The organism is Chryseobacterium sp. 22532 (assembly GCF_052044665.1).
In the GTDB taxonomy this organism is placed as follows: Bacteria; Bacteroidota; Bacteroidia; order Flavobacteriales; family Weeksellaceae; genus Chryseobacterium; species Chryseobacterium lathyri.
In genome coordinates, this window is sequence record NZ_JBQENJ010000004.1 from 404,346 (window position 1) to 421,256 (window position 16,911).

Below are 16,911 nucleotides of genomic sequence, written 5' to 3' on the forward strand. Positions count from 1 at the left end.
AATGAATAATAAGCTAGTTATACTTTCTATTGCAGCGCTTTCACTGACGGCCTGCAAAAAAGAAGCTCCAAAACAGGATGGCCCAAAACCTTATCCTGTAGTTTCTGTGGAGTCAAAAAATATAGTGGGCTATCAGACCTTTCCGGCCACCATACAGGGAAGGGTCAACAATGATGTCCGTGCAAAAATACAGGGATATATTACGCAGGTCCTGGTAGACGAAGGGCAGTATGTAACAAAAGGACAGCCGTTATTCCGTCTGGAAACCAATATCCTGACCGAAAACGCCGCTGCTTCCAAAGCCGGCATCGGTGCCGCAGAATCTACAATTGCCGCAGCACAGGCTTCTGTAAATGCAGCACAGGTAGAAGTCAATAAGCTGAAGCCTCTTGTTCAGAAAAATATCATCAGTAATGTACAGCTGCAGACGGCTCAGGCAAATCTGGCCCAGGCTCAGGCCCAGCTGCAACAGGCCAATGCTGCAAAAAGACAGGCAGTTGCCAATTATAAAGGAGTAGAAGCCAATATTGAATATTCTATCATCCGTGCCCCTATTTCCGGAGTGATCGGAAGGCTTCCACTGAAAGTGGGAAGTTTAGTGGGACCTACTGACCAGACTGCATTGACAACGATCTCCGATACTTCCGGGATTTTTGCCTATTTCTCAATGAATGAAAAAGAATATTTTGATTTCCTTGAAAAATCGCCGGGTGCATCTATGCCCGAAAAGATTAAAAATCTTCCGATGGTAGAACTACAGCTGGCAAACGGAAGCCTTTATCCCGAAAAAGGAAGAATTGAAGCAATTACCGGACAGATAGACCCTACAACCGGAACCATCCAGTTCAGAGTAGCCTTTACCAATGCCCAGAAATTATTAAGCAACGGTAACAGTGGAACCATCAGGTTCCCACAACATTATGATAATGTATTGGTGGTGCCGGAAAGTGCAACCTACGAGCAGCAAGGTATTGTTTATGTTTACAAAGTGGATAAAGACACGGCTAAAAATGTAGTAATCAATGTGATTGACAGGATAGATAATCTGGCTATTATAAAATCTGGTGTCAGCAAAGGAGAAATCATTGTTGCAGCTGGTATTGGAGGATTAAAACCGGGAACAGCCGTTAAGCCTAAAAAAGTGAAAATGGATAGCCTTGTTCAATCAATAAAACCGAAATTCTAAAATGATTAAAAATTTTATAAACCGACCGGTTTTATCCACCGTTATATCAATTATTATTGTTATACTCGGGGTGTTAGGGCTTATCTCGCTGCCGGTCACACAGTATCCTGACATTGCACCTCCCACAGTAAGCGTTTCAGCAAACTACACAGGAGCTAATGCGGAAACTGTAATGAAAAGTGTTGTAGTACCTCTGGAAGAACAGATCAACGGGGTAGAAGGGATGGATTATATCACTTCCAGTGCCGGAAATGATGGTTCTGCACAGATTCAGGTTTTCTTTAAACAGGGAATAGACCCGGATATTGCGGCCGTAAACGTACAGAACCGTGTGGCAAGAGCTACACCACTTTTACCTTCCGAGGTAACACGTTCTGGGGTCGTAACGCAGAAACAGCAGACCAGTGCACTGATGTATATGTCTTTCTATTCTGAAAACAAGGATCTGGATGATGTTTACCTTCAAAACTTCCTGAATATCAATATCATCCCTAATCTTAAAAGGATCAATGGTGTAGGGGATGCCAACGTTTTCGGCGGTAAAAACTACTCCATGAGAATCTGGCTGGATCCTGCAAAAATGGCTGCTTACAGTGTAACGCCTACAGATGTTACCAATGCCATCAACGAGCAGAGTAGAGAAGCAGCAGCGGGTTCTATAGGACAGAACAGCGGAAGCTCTTTTGAATATATCATTAAATATGTAGGTAAGTTCAATGATAAGGAGCAGTATGATAATATCATTATTAAATCTCTTGGAAACGGACAGAACCTAATGCTGAAAGATGTGGCTAAAGTAGAGCTGGCAGGCCAGTCTTATTCCGGTGTCGGAGAAAATGGGAACAATCCTTCCATCAGTATGGGACTTTTCCAGACTCCTGGATCTAATGCCCAGGAGATCATTAAAAATATCAAAACCTATCTGAAATCAGTTGAAGGAACCTTTCCGAAGGGAATTAAATACACCTATAACTTTGATACCAATGAATTCCTGGAAGCTTCTATTGAAAAAGTAGTACATACCCTGATCGAAGCCTTTATTCTTGTATTTATCGTTGTATATATATTCCTTCAGGATTTCAGATCTACCCTGATCCCGGCTATTGCGGTTCCGGTATCTATTGTGGGAGCATTTTTCTTCCTGAATTTATTTGGATATTCACTAAACCTGTTAACCCTGTTCGCATTGGTACTCGCGATTGGTATTGTGGTGGATGACGCCATTGTCGTCGTCGAGGCCGTTCATGCCAAGATGGAACATGGTATTGCAGATGCCAAGAAAGCAACTGTAGAAGCTATGGATGAGATCACAGGGGCTATTATCTCTATTACTCTGGTAATGGCGGCGGTATTTATTCCGGTGACTTTCATTACAGGTCCTACAGGAGTATTCTACCAGCAGTTTGGGATTACTCTTATTATTGCGATCATTATTTCTGCAATCAACGCTTTGACCCTGAGCCCGGTTTTATGTTCATTGTTTTTAAAGCCTCACTCAGAACATCATAAAGAATACAGCAATCTTAATTTCCTTCAGAAATTCTTTTATAAATTCAATATTGCGTTCAAGACAACCACTGAACGTTACGGAAGAGGATTTGTATTTTTATTGAGACATAAATGGGTAACGCTGATTATTTTCGCGGTTACCGGAGGTATTTTATTCTGGGCGAGCAGCACCATGAAAAAAGGTTTTGTCCCTACAGAAGACAGAGGAATTATCTTTACAGACGTTCAGCTTCCTCCGGGAGCTTCTATGGAAAGAACGTACAATGCTCTGAAGACCCTTCAGGCCAAAGCTTTAAAAGTTCCGGGTGTACAGAATGTCACGATTTCCACCGGTAGAGGATTCTTATCCGGAAACGGAAGTAACAACGGCCTTGCCTTTGTAAAATTAAAGCCATTTGATGAAAGGAAAAAAGATGGTCAGACCTCTGATGATATCACTAAAAAACTATTTGGAATAGTAGGATCTGTTCCTGATGCCAAAGTTGTATTCTTCCAGCCGCCAAGTGTACCTGGTTTTGGTAACAGCGCCGGTTTTGAGATGGTCCTTTTGGATAAATCAGGCGGAGAATATGCAGATCTGGATAACAAAACAAATGAGTTCATCGGAAAGCTGATGGAAAGACCTGAGATAGAATTTGCCCAAACCTCATTCAATACAAAATATCCTCAGTATCAGATGGAAATCAATGTTCCTCTGACGAAACAGCTTGGCATTTCCGTAAGTGATATCCTGGCTACCATGCAGGGATATATCGGAGGTATTTATACTGCCGACTTTACAAAGTATGGAAAACAGTTCAGAGTAATGGTTCAGGCACTTCCTGAAAACAGAAAAAATATTGAAAACCTGAATGAGCTCTATGTAAAAACAGGATCAGGAGTAATGTCTCCTATTTCACAGTTCGTTACTCTGAAAAAAGCATACGGACCACAGTCTGTAAGCCGTTATAACCTGTTTACTTCAGTAAAGGTAACGGGAGCTAACTCTGCAGGATACAGTTCCGGAGATGCCATTACCGCTGTACAGCAGGTGGCCAGTGAAACGCTGAACCAGAATTATGCGGTAGAATTTACCGGATTGACCAGAGAAGAATTAAATTCCGGTTCGCAGACCCTTCTGATTTTCGGATTAAGCTTAGTCTTTGTTTACTTTATTCTTTCTGCTCAGTATGAAAGTTATATCCTTCCGCTAATCGTTGTAATTTCTCTTCCTCTTGGGGTAATGGGAGCTTATTTCGGGCAGAAGATTATGGGCTTGGAAAACAATATTTACTTCCAGATCGCCCTGATCATGCTCGTGGGATTATTAGCGAAAAACGCAATCCTTATCGTTGAATTTGCTGTCCAGAGAAGGCATCATGGCGAAACCATTGTTATGTCTGCCATTAATGCAGCTAAAGCCAGGGTGAGACCAATTTTGATGACTTCATTTGCTTTTATTTTCGGTTTATTACCATTGGTTCTGGCGAGTGGAATTGGTGCGGTAGGTAACAGATCTATTGCAACGGGTGCAGCAATTGGATTATTAATAGGTACAATTTTAGGGCTATTTGTAATTCCGGTTTTGTATGTGATTTTCCAAACTTTACAAGAAAGAGTGAAGCCGATTAAAAAAGAAGAAATCAATTTAGCAGAATAAAATTAATTAGAGAAGTTAGAGGTTAGATATTAGAAATTAGCTCTAAATCTAGCTTCTAAACCTCTAATACCTAACTTCTAATTTCAAATAATGAAGAGTTTATTAAACATCATAAAAGGAATAACTTTTTCAGCTGTCATACTGGGCGCCATTACATCGTGCATGGCCAGAAAAGAGTATGAGAGACCGAAAAGTGTTGTAGACGAAAAGCTTTTCCGTACGGATATGTTGCCTTCAGACAGTACAACAGTTGCCAATATTTCCTGGAAAGAAATATTTACCGATCCTATACTTCAAAAGCATATTTCGAAGGCTTTAGATAACAATCTGGATATTAGAATTGCCCTGCAAAGTATCAATTCTGCAGAAGCTTATTTAAAGCAAAGTAAAGCAGCCTATGAGCCTACTTTAACAGTAGGCCCCGGTTATGCATTTCAGACTCAGTCTCTAAATACACAAACCGGACAGTTGTTTGGGCAACGACGTTATATCAATCAGCTTGATATTACAGCAAGTTTAGGCTGGGAAGCGGATATCTGGGGCAAAATGAAAGCTCAGGAAAAAGCTCAATTGGCTACTTATTTGGGAACTGTTGCGGCTCATAAGGCCGTAAAAAGTGATTTGGTGGCATCTATTGCTTCCGCTTATTATCAATTACTGACTTTTGATGATCAAAAAAGAATCATTACGGAGACCATTAAAGTTCGTGAGAAAAATCTAGAGACTACTAAGGCTTTAAAAATTGCAGGAACAGTAACAGAGGTTGCCGTTCAGCAAAGTGAGGCGTTGGTTTTCAATGCAAAATCGTTATTAATTGATATGGATACGCAAATTCAGCTGTTGGAAAACACAATGAGTTTGCTGATGGGAGAGCCGTCTCATACCATTGAAAGATCAACATTGGAAAGTCAGAAAGTTCCCATTGATTTAAGACTGGGATATCCTGCCCAGCTATTGGCCAACCGCCCTGATGTAATGAGAGCGGAATACAATTTAATGAATGCTTTTGAACTGACCAATTCTGCAAAAGCTCAGTTTTATCCTACTTTAAAAATTACAGGAAGCGGAGGAATCCAGTCTCTTGATATTGATCATTTGTTCAGTGTCAATTCACTGTTTGCAAGTGTGGTAGGAGGTCTGGCTCAGCCGATCCTTAACCGAAGAGCCATCAAAACCAATTACGAAGTAAGTCTGGCCAATCAGGAAACGGCATATCTGAACTTTAGAAAAACAGTTCTTACAGCGGGAAAAGAAGTTTCAGATGCCATCCGTGTATTTTCTGTTCAGGATTCTTTTATAGACTTAAAACAGAAAGAGCTGAATGCTTACAAAAATTCTGTTGAATACTCTCAGGAACTTGTCAACTACGGTATGGCAAACTATCTTGAAGTGCTCAATGCAAGTGTTAACTCATTAAATGCAGAACTGAATATTTCCAACGCAGAATACAGCAAAATGAAAGCCGCTGTAGAGCTTTATCAGGCTCTTGGTGGTGGATGGAAATAATAATTTTCAGCTAAAAATAGTAAAAACGTATGTCCGAAATGGCATACGTTTTTTATTGGTAAGACTTTTATATTGTTAAAATTTTTATAAAAAAGAAATATTTGTTTGTATATATGTAGTAGACTACGTAGTTTTATATTTTAAAAATAACAATGATATGAAAGTACATATTCAACAACTGAATAATACGTATTCGGATCAGCTGATTGATCTCATTTTGACGATCCAGCAAAAAGAATTTAACGTGCCTATTACGATAGAAGATCAGCCAGATCTTAAGCAGATTGAAAGTTTTTATATGGAACCAGGAGGAAATTTCTGGGGAGCTTTTGTAGAAGGCGAGCTGGTAGGTTCTATAGCATTGGTTAAATATGATGAAAGGGAAGGAGCCGTAAGGAAGATGTTCGTAAAAAAAGAATTCAGAGGAAAAGAGCTGAATATTGCCCAGGAGCTTTTGGAAGTTTTGATTTCTTACTGTCGTGAAAACGGAATAGATGCCATATACCTGGGAACGGTTAATGTGTTAAAGGCTGCCATGAGATTTTATGAAAGAAATCATTTTTTACAGGTTGAAAAGGAAAATTTACCCAACCGCTTTCCATTGATGAGTGCAGACAATGTTTTTTATTCTTTACATATAAACCACACGGTATGAATATAATAAATGAATCAGGAATCCTGGCCATATCAACGAGATTGCAGCGTCTCAGTGAGCAGCTCAGAAAAGATGGTGCTTTGATCTATAAGTCATTCGGAATTGATTTTGAGCCCAAATGGTTTCCTGTAATCTTTACCTTACATCACAAAAAAATGCTGAGTGTGGTAGAGATTGCCAACGAAATAGGATACACACATCCTTCAACCATAAGCTTACTAAAAGAGCTGGAAAAGCAGAAGCTTATCCAATCGAAAAAAGATAAACAGGATGAGCGAAAAAGACTGATTGTACTGTCTCCAAAAGGTCTTGAACTCATCGAAAAAATGAAACCGGTTTGGGAGTTGGTGTCAAAAGTATTGGGAGAAATTGCAGATAATGAAAATCATCTTTTGTCAGCTATTAATGAGGCGGAAGAAAAAATTGCTATGCAGTCTTTTTACCAGCGTGCCATGCAGATGAAGAAAGAAATGGAATGATTGAAAAAAATGAAACCTGTAGTTTTTAATTACAGGTTTCAAAGCTTTTAAGCGTTTGTGATAAGTTTAAGTCTACGCTTTCTTGTGGAGAATACGGGGATCGAACCCGTCACCTTTAGACTGCCAGTCTAACGCTCTAGCCAGATGAGCTAATTCCCCTTTTCCTTAAAGCGGTACAAAAGTAAGTATTTAAACGATATTTCCAAATTTTTTCTCATTTATTTATCAGAATTTATAGTGATTTTTAATGCTTTAATATGCGATACAAAATTTTAAATAAGCTTAACAATCTGATTTGAAGGCAATTTTATCGTGAAATGAATCAATTATTTATTTTATCAAATTCTGTTTCAGATTCTTTCTTTAAATAGCTTATAAACAAGTATGGAGACAAAGAGGTTACTTTTTTAAATACCGTCGTAAATTTATTGGGTGAAGAAAACCCTGTTTCATCGGCTAAGGTAGCTGCTTTATATTTTCTATATTGGGGTTCGGAACTTTAATTCCATTTGAAGAAAGCCCGTATTTTATAATTTATTAATTTTACAAGAAGATGTTAACGCGAATAAATTAACAACAATCTTTTCAAACCCTACAATGATAAAGGAATTTTCATACAAAAAATTTGGCAACCTGGAATTCAGCAAAAACTCAATTCAAAATGATGCTCTCACAACAATAAATGAACATATCAAAGTCCTGTTTATTCCTCAAAACGCTATTATTCAAGTGGATTTTCAGGAAATAGAAATGAAAACCGACACCTTGTTGTTCATTAATCCCCACGTCATTTTGAAGCCCTGTGAAACCATCGGAGGTCAGCTAATGCATTTTAACAGAGATTTTTATTGTGTAGAAATTCATGATCAGGAAGTGGCATGCGATGGTATTTTGTACAATAATGTGTTTGAAATCCCTTTTATAAATTTAAACGAAGAACAGTCTACCGAGATTCAAAAGATCATCAGAGATATTCAGTCTGAGCTAAGAAATGAAGATTCCGGTACAGAAGAGATGTTAAGGACCCTTTTAAAATTAATTATTCTGAAATCTACTAGAATCTGGAAACAGCAGCATCAATTATCTGACAAAGAGCAGCAGGCTGATGTGCAGTTTTTAAGAAAATTCAGCAAATTGGTCGAGCAACATTATAAAACGCTTCATACTGTTGCGGATTATGCAGATTTGCTGTGCGTTACCCCAAAAAATCTGAGCAAAAAAATAGGATTAGTGAGCAAAGACACTCCCAATGAAATTATAAAAAACCGCATTATTCTTGAAAGCAAACGGCTTTTAGCACATACAGCAATGAACGTGAAAGAAATTGCCTATAGTCTGAATTATGAAGACGATGCTTACTTTGTCCGCTTTTTCACAAAACATGTTGGAATATCACCAACCAGTTTCAGAAAACAGTTTTAAAGAACCATCTTTTATATACCATCCCAATGAAGCACGATCCGTCAGATTGTGCTTTTTTCATATGTACCCCTAAACCCGGTTAGGCAAAAAGTGCAATTCAAAGCGAAAACCATCCATTGATATGACCTTACAATTCCCCCAACTTTGTACTATCAAAAAATAACAATTATAACAACAACTAAATATTTAAAAATCATGAAAAATTTAATTTTAGCAATCGTATTATTTACAACATTAATTTCAAGCCTAGTATTTTCACAAACTAAAAGAACCCCCGCCTCCTTTGGAAGGGAAGAATATATTGAAGTAGAAAAGAATGTGCGGCTTCATGTAACCGACCTTGGTGAGGGGGAGCCTATTGTTTTAATTCACGGATGGCCATTGAGCGATGCTATGTATGAATATCAATATGCCGATTTTATTCAAAAGGGTTACCGGGTGATAGGAATTACATTAAGAGGATTCGGATTATCCGATAAACCCGGAGGAAAGTATAACTATGATGTTTTTGCGGATGATATTAAGGTCGTTTTAGATAAACTGGACATTAAAAATGCAACAATCGGTGGATTTTCGATGGGAGGTGCAACGGTCATTCATTATGTAGCCAAATATAATGCGGCCCATGTTTCCAAAATGGCATTGTTTGGAGCAGCGGCACCTATATGGACAAAACGTGCGGATTTTAATTATGGTTTATGGACCAAAGAGGATGTTAATGGATTGATTAATCTCAACAATACAAACCGTCCAGAGCTATTCTCCACATTCGGTAAAATCTTTCCTGCAAATGACACCAGTGTGTCTCAAGGGCATGGAGCCTGGTTAGGAAATATTCAGGCTCAGGCATCACCTTACGCAATGATAGAAGGGCTAAAAACCTTAAGAGACAGTGACTTGCGTAATGACCTGAAAAAAATAACAATTCCAACACTGATTTTACACGGTAAGTTGGATAAAATCTGTTCCTATGATCTTGCTGAACAAATGAAAGCCTTACTTAAAAATGCCACTTTGGTGCCTTTCGAAAAAAGCGGTCATGCCCTTTTCATCGAGGAACTGGAAAAATTTAATAACGAATTATTCAACTTCATCAAAAAGTAAGTGAAAAACAAAAGAGGTTAGTTTTCTACAAGCTAACTTCTTTTTTATCTCATAAAATCAATTAACATGAGCAAATTTATATTTTTACTGTTTTCGCTGACATTGGTGTCATGCAGTATAAAAAAAGAAGTTATGGCGGTAAAACATACTGATTTACCAAACCCCATAGGCCCTTATAGCCATTCAACCCATTATGAGAATCTGATATTTATTTCAGGCCAGATCGGATTGGATCAGAAAACAAACAGTTTAAAAGCAGGAATTGAAGAGCAGACAGTTCAGATTTTTGAGAACTTAAAGATTATTCTCGAGGACAATCATTCCGATTTTGAACATATCACAAAGACAACCATTTTTATGACCAATATGAACCATTTTGAAATAGTCAATACAATATATAGCAAGTATTTTCATAATCATTTCCCCGCAAGGAGTACTATTGAAGTAGTGTCTTTGCCTCGAAATGCAAGTATTGAAATTGAATGTATAGCTGTTAAAAAATAAATATTTCAATAAATAAAAATGCTTAGAAAAATGGATAATTAGACTTTGTAATCCTAATTACCCATTATCTGATCCATAAAAGCTAATCCGGCTTATCTTGTTGTATAGCCGCCGTTTGCAAAAATAGTCTGGCCTGTAATCCACCAACCGTCAGTCACTAAAAATTCTACCAGCGGAGCGATGTCATTAATATTCGTCAATCCACCTAATGCTGATGCCGATTTGTGATAAGCTACTGCATCTTCACTTTCCTGTCCGTAGAAGAAAGGCGTATCCATTGGACCTGGAGCAACAGCTGTTACAGAAATTCCTCTGGCTCCGAATTCTTTAGAAGCTGCTCTTGTAAAATGTTCTACCGGAGCCTTGGCGCCTGCATAAGTGGAATATAAACCTGTATAAGCAGCCAGTAATGAAGTTACAATAGTACAGATTTTACCATTATCATTTAGCTTTTTACCGGCTTCCTGTAAAAAGAAATAGGCTGATTTGGAGTTGATTCCGAACATTTTATCATATTCTTCTTCAGTAGTTTCTGTAAACGGTTTTTTCAATACCATACCCACTGTATTGATAGCAATATCAATACCTCCGAATTTAGCAATAGCTTCATCAAAGAATTTAGTAACGTTTTCCACTTTGGTGAGATCACCCTGAAATAAAAATGCTTCTGCTCCTAAAGCCTGAGCTTCAGATAAAGTTTTTTCACTTTCTGCTCTAGAGCTTTCGCTGTTGTAATGTATGGCAAGTTTTGCTCCTTTAGCTGCAAAATCTTTGCTTAGTAATCCTCCCAGGTTTTTGCCTCCTCCGGCAATTAATACAACTTTGCCCTGTAAATTATTTTTCGACATAATATTGTTTTTAATTTTTGTACATACAAATATGACTATTTAGTTATGTCTAAACATGGTGAACTTTTCAGAAGTTGTTAGAAATTCCGAATTTATTTGACCTTGCTTGAAATTAAACCCTGCTATGACCGAAAATTCAATTCATTTGAACTTACAGTAATGCATAATTATAATTCTTGATTTAAGTAATACGAAGAGTATAAACTCATGTCAAAAAAACATATTTTTACATAATGCAATTAATCTTACATGAAGAATCTTTTTCAGCACCCCAATGGCTAAAAATTATAGTGTATATTTTGAGCCCTGCTTTAATATTGCTGGAAATTACTTTATTAGTGTTTAAAGATGCAGTCGGGGAGGTTATTTTTTTGGTTCCCTTGATATTTCTAATTGCTGTTTCTATGTTTTTTTATACCAGGCTAAAATTGGTTATTTCCGATAAAGGAATTTGTTTTACCGGTGGACTGAGGAAACATGTTATTTCCTGGAACGATATTATAAAAGTAGATATGGTTAGATTAGGAAAATACAAAACACCCAAAGTAATCATCCATTATTCTGACAGAAAACTGGAACTGGATAAAGGTTTCTATCTCAAAGTAAAGTTCAGCAAGATTTTATTGCTTTTAGAGACGAAAATTACTCCGGAATTATTTACGGAACAATATCAGGATATCCGCCGTAATATTAAATAATATATCGATTTAGTGATTATTGGCTGTCTTTGCAATGATCTAAATTTTAACTAGAAACTAGAATTATGCATTCTCAAAAAAAAATAGCCGCATAATAAAATACAGCTATTTTCTTTCTATAAAAAATGTTTACTAGTTACTTCTTGAGCGTGATATAGATAAGAGATAGACAAGATGGGCAAACATACTTCTTTTCACAGACTCTACTTTGATATCACCAGTTGTCTGATTGATGGTGGTTACCAGGTCCGCATTGCATTGCCCGGAGAAGGATCCGCTTCCCAAATAATTGGCCGCATTCGCAACAGGGTAGGAGATTCTGGGATAATCGGGGGCAACCTGTTCAGCGGCTGTTAGTCCGCCTACATAACCTTTATTATCAATAAAGCGCGCAGCCCAGGTTCCCAAAAACTGTCCATTACCCGTATTAATAGTTTGCCCTACCACGATTTGAGTATCTATTGCCTTCGTAAAACCAGCGCATGAGCTATAATGATTTACACTAACCGTGCAGGAAGAGGCATTATCAGTCGGTTGGAAACATTTTCCTTCATAAACGGTCAGCCTTTGTTCAGCAGGAGACATGGAGGTGTTTAATAATGCTTTCGGAGAGAAAATTTCTTCAGGTGAAACTAACGTTAAAACTCCTTGCGGATCTGCAGCAACTATTTTTCTTTCCGCATTGGCAAGCCCTCTCACCCGAACCAGCCCGTTGACATCCAGGGTATGGGTAGGTGATTCTATATTAATCCCTACCTGTGATTTCACACCGCCGGAAAAGGCTATTGCAACAAAAAATATTAATCCTGTTTTCATCTTATTATTTGAATTTTAATAGTTATTTAGATTTTTCACTAAAGTAAGAAATATTTATAATCTTGAAAACAAATTTCATATAAATTATTTTTGGCAGGAAAAAAATCATGAAAAGTTGAGTCGTGTAATAATTAATTAAAGTAATTGCTATTGAAACAATGAAATACTACACCTATTTTTAATATCTTACTGTGTAATTGCTTGTTTCCATTTAGTAAATAATTGTATTTTAGCCAAAATATGCAGCTTATTCATAAAAATATAAACAGCTGATTAAAATTCAGACAATCTGAATCAAAAAAATTAGTAGATTTGCACGGAACAAGCCAAAATACTTATTCAGTTTTTCTATTTCTAAAGTAGAAGATGAATAAATAACAATAAAATTTGATTAGCTTATAAACTATTAGAAACTATGAAGAAACTTTTTTTACTTCTTTTAACAGCCTTTTTATTTATCGGATGCAGCTCTGATGATGATACTATTTATGATTATATAGGAACATGGTCAGGAAAATATACCGGAAGCGATGATGGAACCTGGAATCTTGTGGTTGCCAGTGACGGAAAGGTAACCGGAACAATGCATTCTACAGTCAATGACGAAAATTATAACATTTCCGGAAATTTAACTGATACCGGAGATCTTACTGCTGTAGTCGGGCTTCCTTCCGATGGAGAATTCAAAGGAACTCTTTCAAGAGAAAAAAATGGAAACGGAAATTGGTCAAATGCTGTTCCTACACCGGCTAGATCCGGAACCTGGACAGGAAACAAACAATAAAAAGAAAGCCTGCAGATTAACCTGCAGGCTTTTTTATTTCAATAAATCCCATATGGGTAGTTTCTCCCTTACTTCTAAGCACTAAAAAACAGAGTAGGAGCCCGGCATCCTGAAAATGCCTCCTAAAACGGATTTCTGCATCCTGCTTTACCAAAAGTTGATCTTCAAAATATTCAGCAGAGTATATTTCCAGATCCGGATGTATGGTGATTATTACTATTTCATCTGCTGGCAGATTATCCGCTACATTCAGGACCATATCTTCCTTTTCTTCAAAAACAAAAAAATCACTGCTGAAATTCTTTTTATTTCCAAATTTAAATTCCTTGAGAAACGTCATTCCTCTTTCAGTAAGAAGACCGTTGTGCACGGTTCTTTTTCCTTTCTCTGAAACAGCATCATAATCCTTAATCGCGGTCATCAGTTTCGCAAACCTTTGGTAGAGCAGAGGCTCGCCGGTTTCCTTAATATAGTTTTCAATACAGCTTCGTATCGTTTTTCCTGCTTTCGAGCAATGCCCGAATTCAGAACTGTTCTGCCTTACTTTTTCATAAGTAGGACTTTTCTTGAAAGCCGTTTTATTGAATCCACTTTTCTTCCGTACCACATTTTTCCCGTTCAGGCTGTAAAAAACCAGATCGCCCACGCTTCCATTGATCTTTATTAAACTTTCGTACGTTGCCATATCACAAAATTGGACTCAAATATACTAATAAATATATGAAATTATAATTTTAACATATATTTATTATATAGTTGTAGTATAGTTATACTATAGTTAAAATATAAAAATGTATATTTGCCATATAATTAGTTACTTCATTTAAAATCAGATGACTATGATACCGGGATTATTTGAAAAAAACTTAAGAATAAAGCAGCTTTCCGTTCTTATGATTGCCTCTGTTATTGCAGTTTCCTGCGGATCTTCAAAGAAGGTATCTTCCAAAAAAAATACAGGAAATAAAACTGTTGTAAAAACTGAGAATCTCAGAAAACTAGATTCAAAGTTTAACGGAAGCATTTCCAGATCAGTCAGCGATATCCTGAAAGATGCTGAAAAATATATCGGAACGCCTTATAGATTTGGAGGAAATACATCTTCAGGTTTTGACTGTTCAGGATTCACCGTAAAAGTTTTTGAAGAAAATGATTTCTCCCTTCCGCGAAGATCATCAGACCAGGCTGATGCTGGTAAAAAGATTGACATCAAGGAAGTAAAGCCCGGAGATCTGCTTTTCTTTGCAACAGCCGGAGGAAGCAGGGTTTCCCATGTAGGTATTGTTCACGATATCGGGGCAGATGGAGAAGTGAAATTCATCCATGCTTCAACTTCAAAAGGGGTGATTATCTCTTCATTAAACGAAAAATACTGGAATAAAGCCTATCTCCACGCTCAGAGAGTACTATAACTAAGACTATTATTTGTGAATAACAGTATGCAGGGTCTGTGACTTAACTTGTATACTATGACAATCTTTTGTATTTTTGGCCTTCAGAACTGTGGGAAGCTGCAGGGATAATTTATACTAAAATCAAACAAGAAACATGTCGTTACAACAAACTATTGAAAACATTTGGGATAATAGAGATTTATTACAGAACGAAGACAGCAAGAAAGCGATAAGAGAAGTTATTTCTTTATTGGATTCAGGTGAGCTTCGTGTTGCTGAGCCTACAGAAAACGGATGGCAGGTGAATGAATGGCTGAAGAAAGCCGTAGTAATGTATTTCCCGATTCAGAAGATGGAAACTATTGAAGTAGGTCCATTTGAATTTCATGACAAAATTCCTTTGAAGAGAAATTATGCCGAAAAAGGAGTAAGAGTTGTACCGCATGCAATTGCCAGAGAAGGATCTTTCGTTGCTTCAGGAGTGATTTTGATGCCGTCTTACGTAAATATCGGAGCTTATGTAGATTCAGGAACTATGGTTGATACCTGGGCAACAGTAGGAAGCTGTGCACAGATCGGTAAAAATGTTCACCTGAGTGGTGGAGTTGGTATCGGTGGTGTATTGGAGCCTTTACAGGCAGCTCCTGTTATCATTGAAGATGATTGTTTCATCGGCTCAAGATGTATCGTTGTTGAAGGTGTTCACGTAGAAAAAGAAGCCGTATTGGGTGCTAATGTTGTACTGACTGCTTCTACAAAAATTATTGACGTTACAGGTGACCAGCCTGTTGAGATCAAAGGAAGAGTTCCTGCCCGTTCAGTAGTAATCCCGGGAAGCTACACAAAACAGTATCCTGCAGGAGAATACCAGGTTCCATGTGCATTGATTATCGGCCAGAGAAAAGAATCTACAGATAAAAAAACATCCCTTAATGATGCTTTAAGAGAGAATAATGTAGCCGTATAAGCTGTGTTTTCCCTAAATTTTAAAGTTTCATTTTAAAATTTATATAATAAACCCTGAATAGTCATTTAGGGTTTATTTTATTTATACCTTTAAACAGTTAAAAAAGCTTATTAAAAACTTTGATATGAAAATTGCCTTCGATGCAAAACGTTTTTTTCACAATACGTCCGGATTGGGCAATTATTCAAGGGACCTTGTCAGGATTCTTTCTCAATACTATCCTGAAAACGAATACCTGCTGCTGAACAAAAACAGTTCAGAGAGAGGTAAAGAAATCCTGGAAAAACCAAATGTCCGGTTTGTATCTACCTCAAAAGGAAATCTTTCCCGACAGCTTAAAATGGGAAAAGATGCCCAAAAACAGAGAGCAGATATATTTCATGGTCTTTCCGGTGAACTTCCGTTGAAATGGGGGAAAGAACCTATCAAAAAAATTGTAACGATCCATGACCTGATCTTTATGAGATATCCGCAGTATTATTCCTTTTTTGACCGGAAAATACACCTGTGGAAATTTAAAAAAGCTGCTTCTTCAGCAAATAAGATCATTGCTATTTCAGAACAGACCAAAAGAGATATTATCACCTATTTAAAAGTCTCTGAAAGCAAAATTGAAGTTATTTACCAGGGATGCCACAAAGCTTTTAAAGAACAGCAGTCTAATGAATTTACTCAGGAGGTAAAGGGAAAGTTCAGTCTTCCGGAACGCTATATTTTAAACGTTGGAACCATCGAAGACCGTAAAAACCTTCTCAATATTGTTAAAGGAATCAGCGGAACAGATATTCCGCTGGTTGTTGTTGGAAGAAAGACTAACTACTACAAAAAAGTAGAAGCCTTTATCAGGAAGAACAAAATGGAAAAACAGGTGATCTTTCTGGAAGGGGTTTCCATGGATGAATTGGCTGTAATTTACAAACTGGCAGACATCTTTGTGTACCCGAGCTTTTTTGAAGGCTTTGGAATTCCGGTAATAGAGGCCCTTTTTTCAAGGACAGTGACAATCACAAGCAATGCCAGCTGCTTGCCGGAAGCAGGAGGAAAAGACTCCGTTTACATCGATCCTGCCAATTATCTCGATATCGGTGCCAAAATAAAATTTCTCTGGGAAAATGAATCCGAAAGAAAACGCCGTGCAGAAAAGAGTTTCGAGTTTGTTCAGAAATTTAATGACGAGCCTATTGCCAAGCAATTGATGGATCTCTACAAAAAAAATCTGTAAAAAAACTTTGCAGTTTAAAAATAAATCCTACATTTGTACCACAATTCAATACAATGAAACCGAATTTTTTAACACTTCATCATTACTATCATCATCTCTGCTAAGACGGAATTGGTTGATAGAAACATGTGTTAAAATCAAAAAATAATTAAAACCGTCTGAGTAAACAGACGGTTTT

The 16,911-nt window shown here is 37.3% G+C and carries 16 protein-coding genes and 1 tRNA gene; 13 read left to right on the top strand and 4 right to left on the bottom strand.

Annotated features, from left to right (window positions below; genetic code table 11):
• The first annotated feature begins 1 nt into the window (after position 1).
• From ACTJIV_RS13165 to ACTJIV_RS13185, 5 genes are all read left to right on the top strand, one after another.
• Positions 2–1,186 carry an efflux RND transporter periplasmic adaptor subunit gene (locus ACTJIV_RS13165; protein ID WP_440627981.1) on the top strand — a complete coding sequence of 395 codons (1,185 nt, stop codon included), beginning with the start codon at positions 2–4 and terminating at the stop codon, positions 1,184–1,186.
• 1 nt (position 1,187) lies between these two features.
• Complete coding sequence (locus ACTJIV_RS13170; RefSeq protein WP_336379407.1) at positions 1,188–4,334, top strand: efflux RND transporter permease subunit; 3,147 nt, start codon at positions 1,188–1,190, stop codon at positions 4,332–4,334.
• 90 nt (positions 4,335–4,424) lie between these two features.
• A complete protein-coding gene (locus ACTJIV_RS13175) occupies positions 4,425–5,840 on the top strand; it encodes a TolC family protein (protein ID WP_111953234.1) in 1,416 nt (471 codons plus the stop codon).
• Positions 5,841–5,997: 157 nt separating this feature from the next.
• Complete coding sequence (locus ACTJIV_RS13180; protein WP_223559613.1) at positions 5,998–6,495, top strand: GNAT family N-acetyltransferase; 498 nt, start codon at positions 5,998–6,000, stop codon at positions 6,493–6,495.
• A complete protein-coding gene (locus ACTJIV_RS13185) occupies positions 6,492–6,974 on the top strand; it encodes a MarR family winged helix-turn-helix transcriptional regulator (RefSeq protein WP_440627985.1) in 483 nt (160 codons plus the stop codon). The genes ACTJIV_RS13180 and ACTJIV_RS13185 overlap by 4 nt, the downstream gene beginning before the upstream one ends.
• An 85-nt stretch (positions 6,975–7,059) precedes the next feature.
• On the opposite strand, the gene ACTJIV_RS13190 is transcribed toward ACTJIV_RS13185, so the two are convergent.
• Positions 7,060–7,133: transfer RNA gene (locus tag ACTJIV_RS13190), tRNA-Ala, on the bottom strand.
• A 438-nt stretch (positions 7,134–7,571) separates the two neighbouring features.
• Between ACTJIV_RS13190 and ACTJIV_RS13195 the strand changes: the two genes are divergently transcribed.
• The 3 genes from ACTJIV_RS13195 to ACTJIV_RS13205 all read left to right on the top strand — a co-directional run bounded on the left by ACTJIV_RS13195 (position 7,572) and on the right by ACTJIV_RS13205 (position 10,004).
• Positions 7,572–8,396: a helix-turn-helix domain-containing protein gene (locus ACTJIV_RS13195; protein WP_440627987.1), complete on the top strand. Its 825-nt coding sequence runs from the start codon at positions 7,572–7,574 to the stop codon at positions 8,394–8,396.
• A 195-nt stretch (positions 8,397–8,591) separates the two neighbouring features.
• Complete coding sequence (locus ACTJIV_RS13200; RefSeq protein ID WP_440627989.1) at positions 8,592–9,500, top strand: alpha/beta fold hydrolase; 909 nt, start codon at positions 8,592–8,594, stop codon at positions 9,498–9,500.
• A gap of 66 nt (positions 9,501–9,566) precedes the next feature.
• Positions 9,567–10,004, top strand: coding sequence for a Rid family detoxifying hydrolase (locus tag ACTJIV_RS13205; RefSeq protein ID WP_440627991.1), 438 nt, complete (start codon positions 9,567–9,569; stop codon positions 10,002–10,004).
• Positions 10,005–10,096: 92 nt separating this feature from the next.
• On the opposite strand, the gene ACTJIV_RS13210 is transcribed toward ACTJIV_RS13205, so the two are convergent.
• A complete protein-coding gene (locus tag ACTJIV_RS13210; protein WP_111953246.1) occupies positions 10,097–10,852 on the bottom strand; it encodes an SDR family oxidoreductase in 756 nt (251 codons plus the stop codon).
• 233 nt (positions 10,853–11,085) lie between these two features.
• Between ACTJIV_RS13210 and ACTJIV_RS13215 the strand changes: the two genes are divergently transcribed.
• Positions 11,086–11,550, top strand: a complete 465-nt coding sequence (locus ACTJIV_RS13215; RefSeq protein ID WP_440627993.1) for a hypothetical protein — start codon at positions 11,086–11,088, stop codon at positions 11,548–11,550.
• Positions 11,551–11,682: 132 nt separating this feature from the next.
• On the opposite strand, the gene ACTJIV_RS13220 is transcribed toward ACTJIV_RS13215, so the two are convergent.
• On the bottom strand, positions 11,683–12,366 hold the full coding sequence (locus ACTJIV_RS13220; RefSeq protein ID WP_111953250.1) for a hypothetical protein: 684 nt from the start codon (positions 12,364–12,366) through the stop codon (positions 11,683–11,685).
• A gap of 415 nt (positions 12,367–12,781) precedes the next feature.
• On the opposite strand from ACTJIV_RS13220, the gene ACTJIV_RS13225 reads away from it, so the two are divergent.
• Positions 12,782–13,150 (top strand): hypothetical protein, encoded by a 369-nt coding sequence (locus tag ACTJIV_RS13225; RefSeq protein ID WP_111953252.1) that lies wholly within the window; start codon positions 12,782–12,784, stop codon positions 13,148–13,150.
• A 16-nt stretch (positions 13,151–13,166) separates the two neighbouring features.
• Here ACTJIV_RS13225 and ACTJIV_RS13230 read toward each other — a convergent pair whose 3' ends face one another.
• Positions 13,167–13,835 (bottom strand): hypothetical protein, encoded by a 669-nt coding sequence (locus tag ACTJIV_RS13230; RefSeq protein WP_440627994.1) that lies wholly within the window; start codon positions 13,833–13,835, stop codon positions 13,167–13,169.
• Positions 13,836–13,989: 154 nt separating this feature from the next.
• Here ACTJIV_RS13230 and ACTJIV_RS13235 point away from each other — a divergent pair, with 154 nt between their 5' ends.
• From ACTJIV_RS13235 to ACTJIV_RS13245, 3 genes are all read left to right on the top strand, one after another.
• Entirely contained in the window at positions 13,990–14,562 is a 573-nt protein-coding gene (locus tag ACTJIV_RS13235; protein ID WP_223559553.1) for a C40 family peptidase, read from the top strand.
• Between the two features lie 136 nt (positions 14,563–14,698).
• Positions 14,699–15,511, top strand: a complete 813-nt coding sequence (locus tag ACTJIV_RS13240; protein ID WP_440627996.1) for a 2,3,4,5-tetrahydropyridine-2,6-dicarboxylate N-succinyltransferase — start codon at positions 14,699–14,701, stop codon at positions 15,509–15,511.
• Positions 15,512–15,635: 124 nt separating this feature from the next.
• Positions 15,636–16,733 (top strand): glycosyltransferase family 4 protein, encoded by a 1,098-nt coding sequence (locus tag ACTJIV_RS13245; protein ID WP_440627998.1) that lies wholly within the window; start codon positions 15,636–15,638, stop codon positions 16,731–16,733.
• The last annotated feature ends 178 nt before the right edge of the window (positions 16,734–16,911 follow it).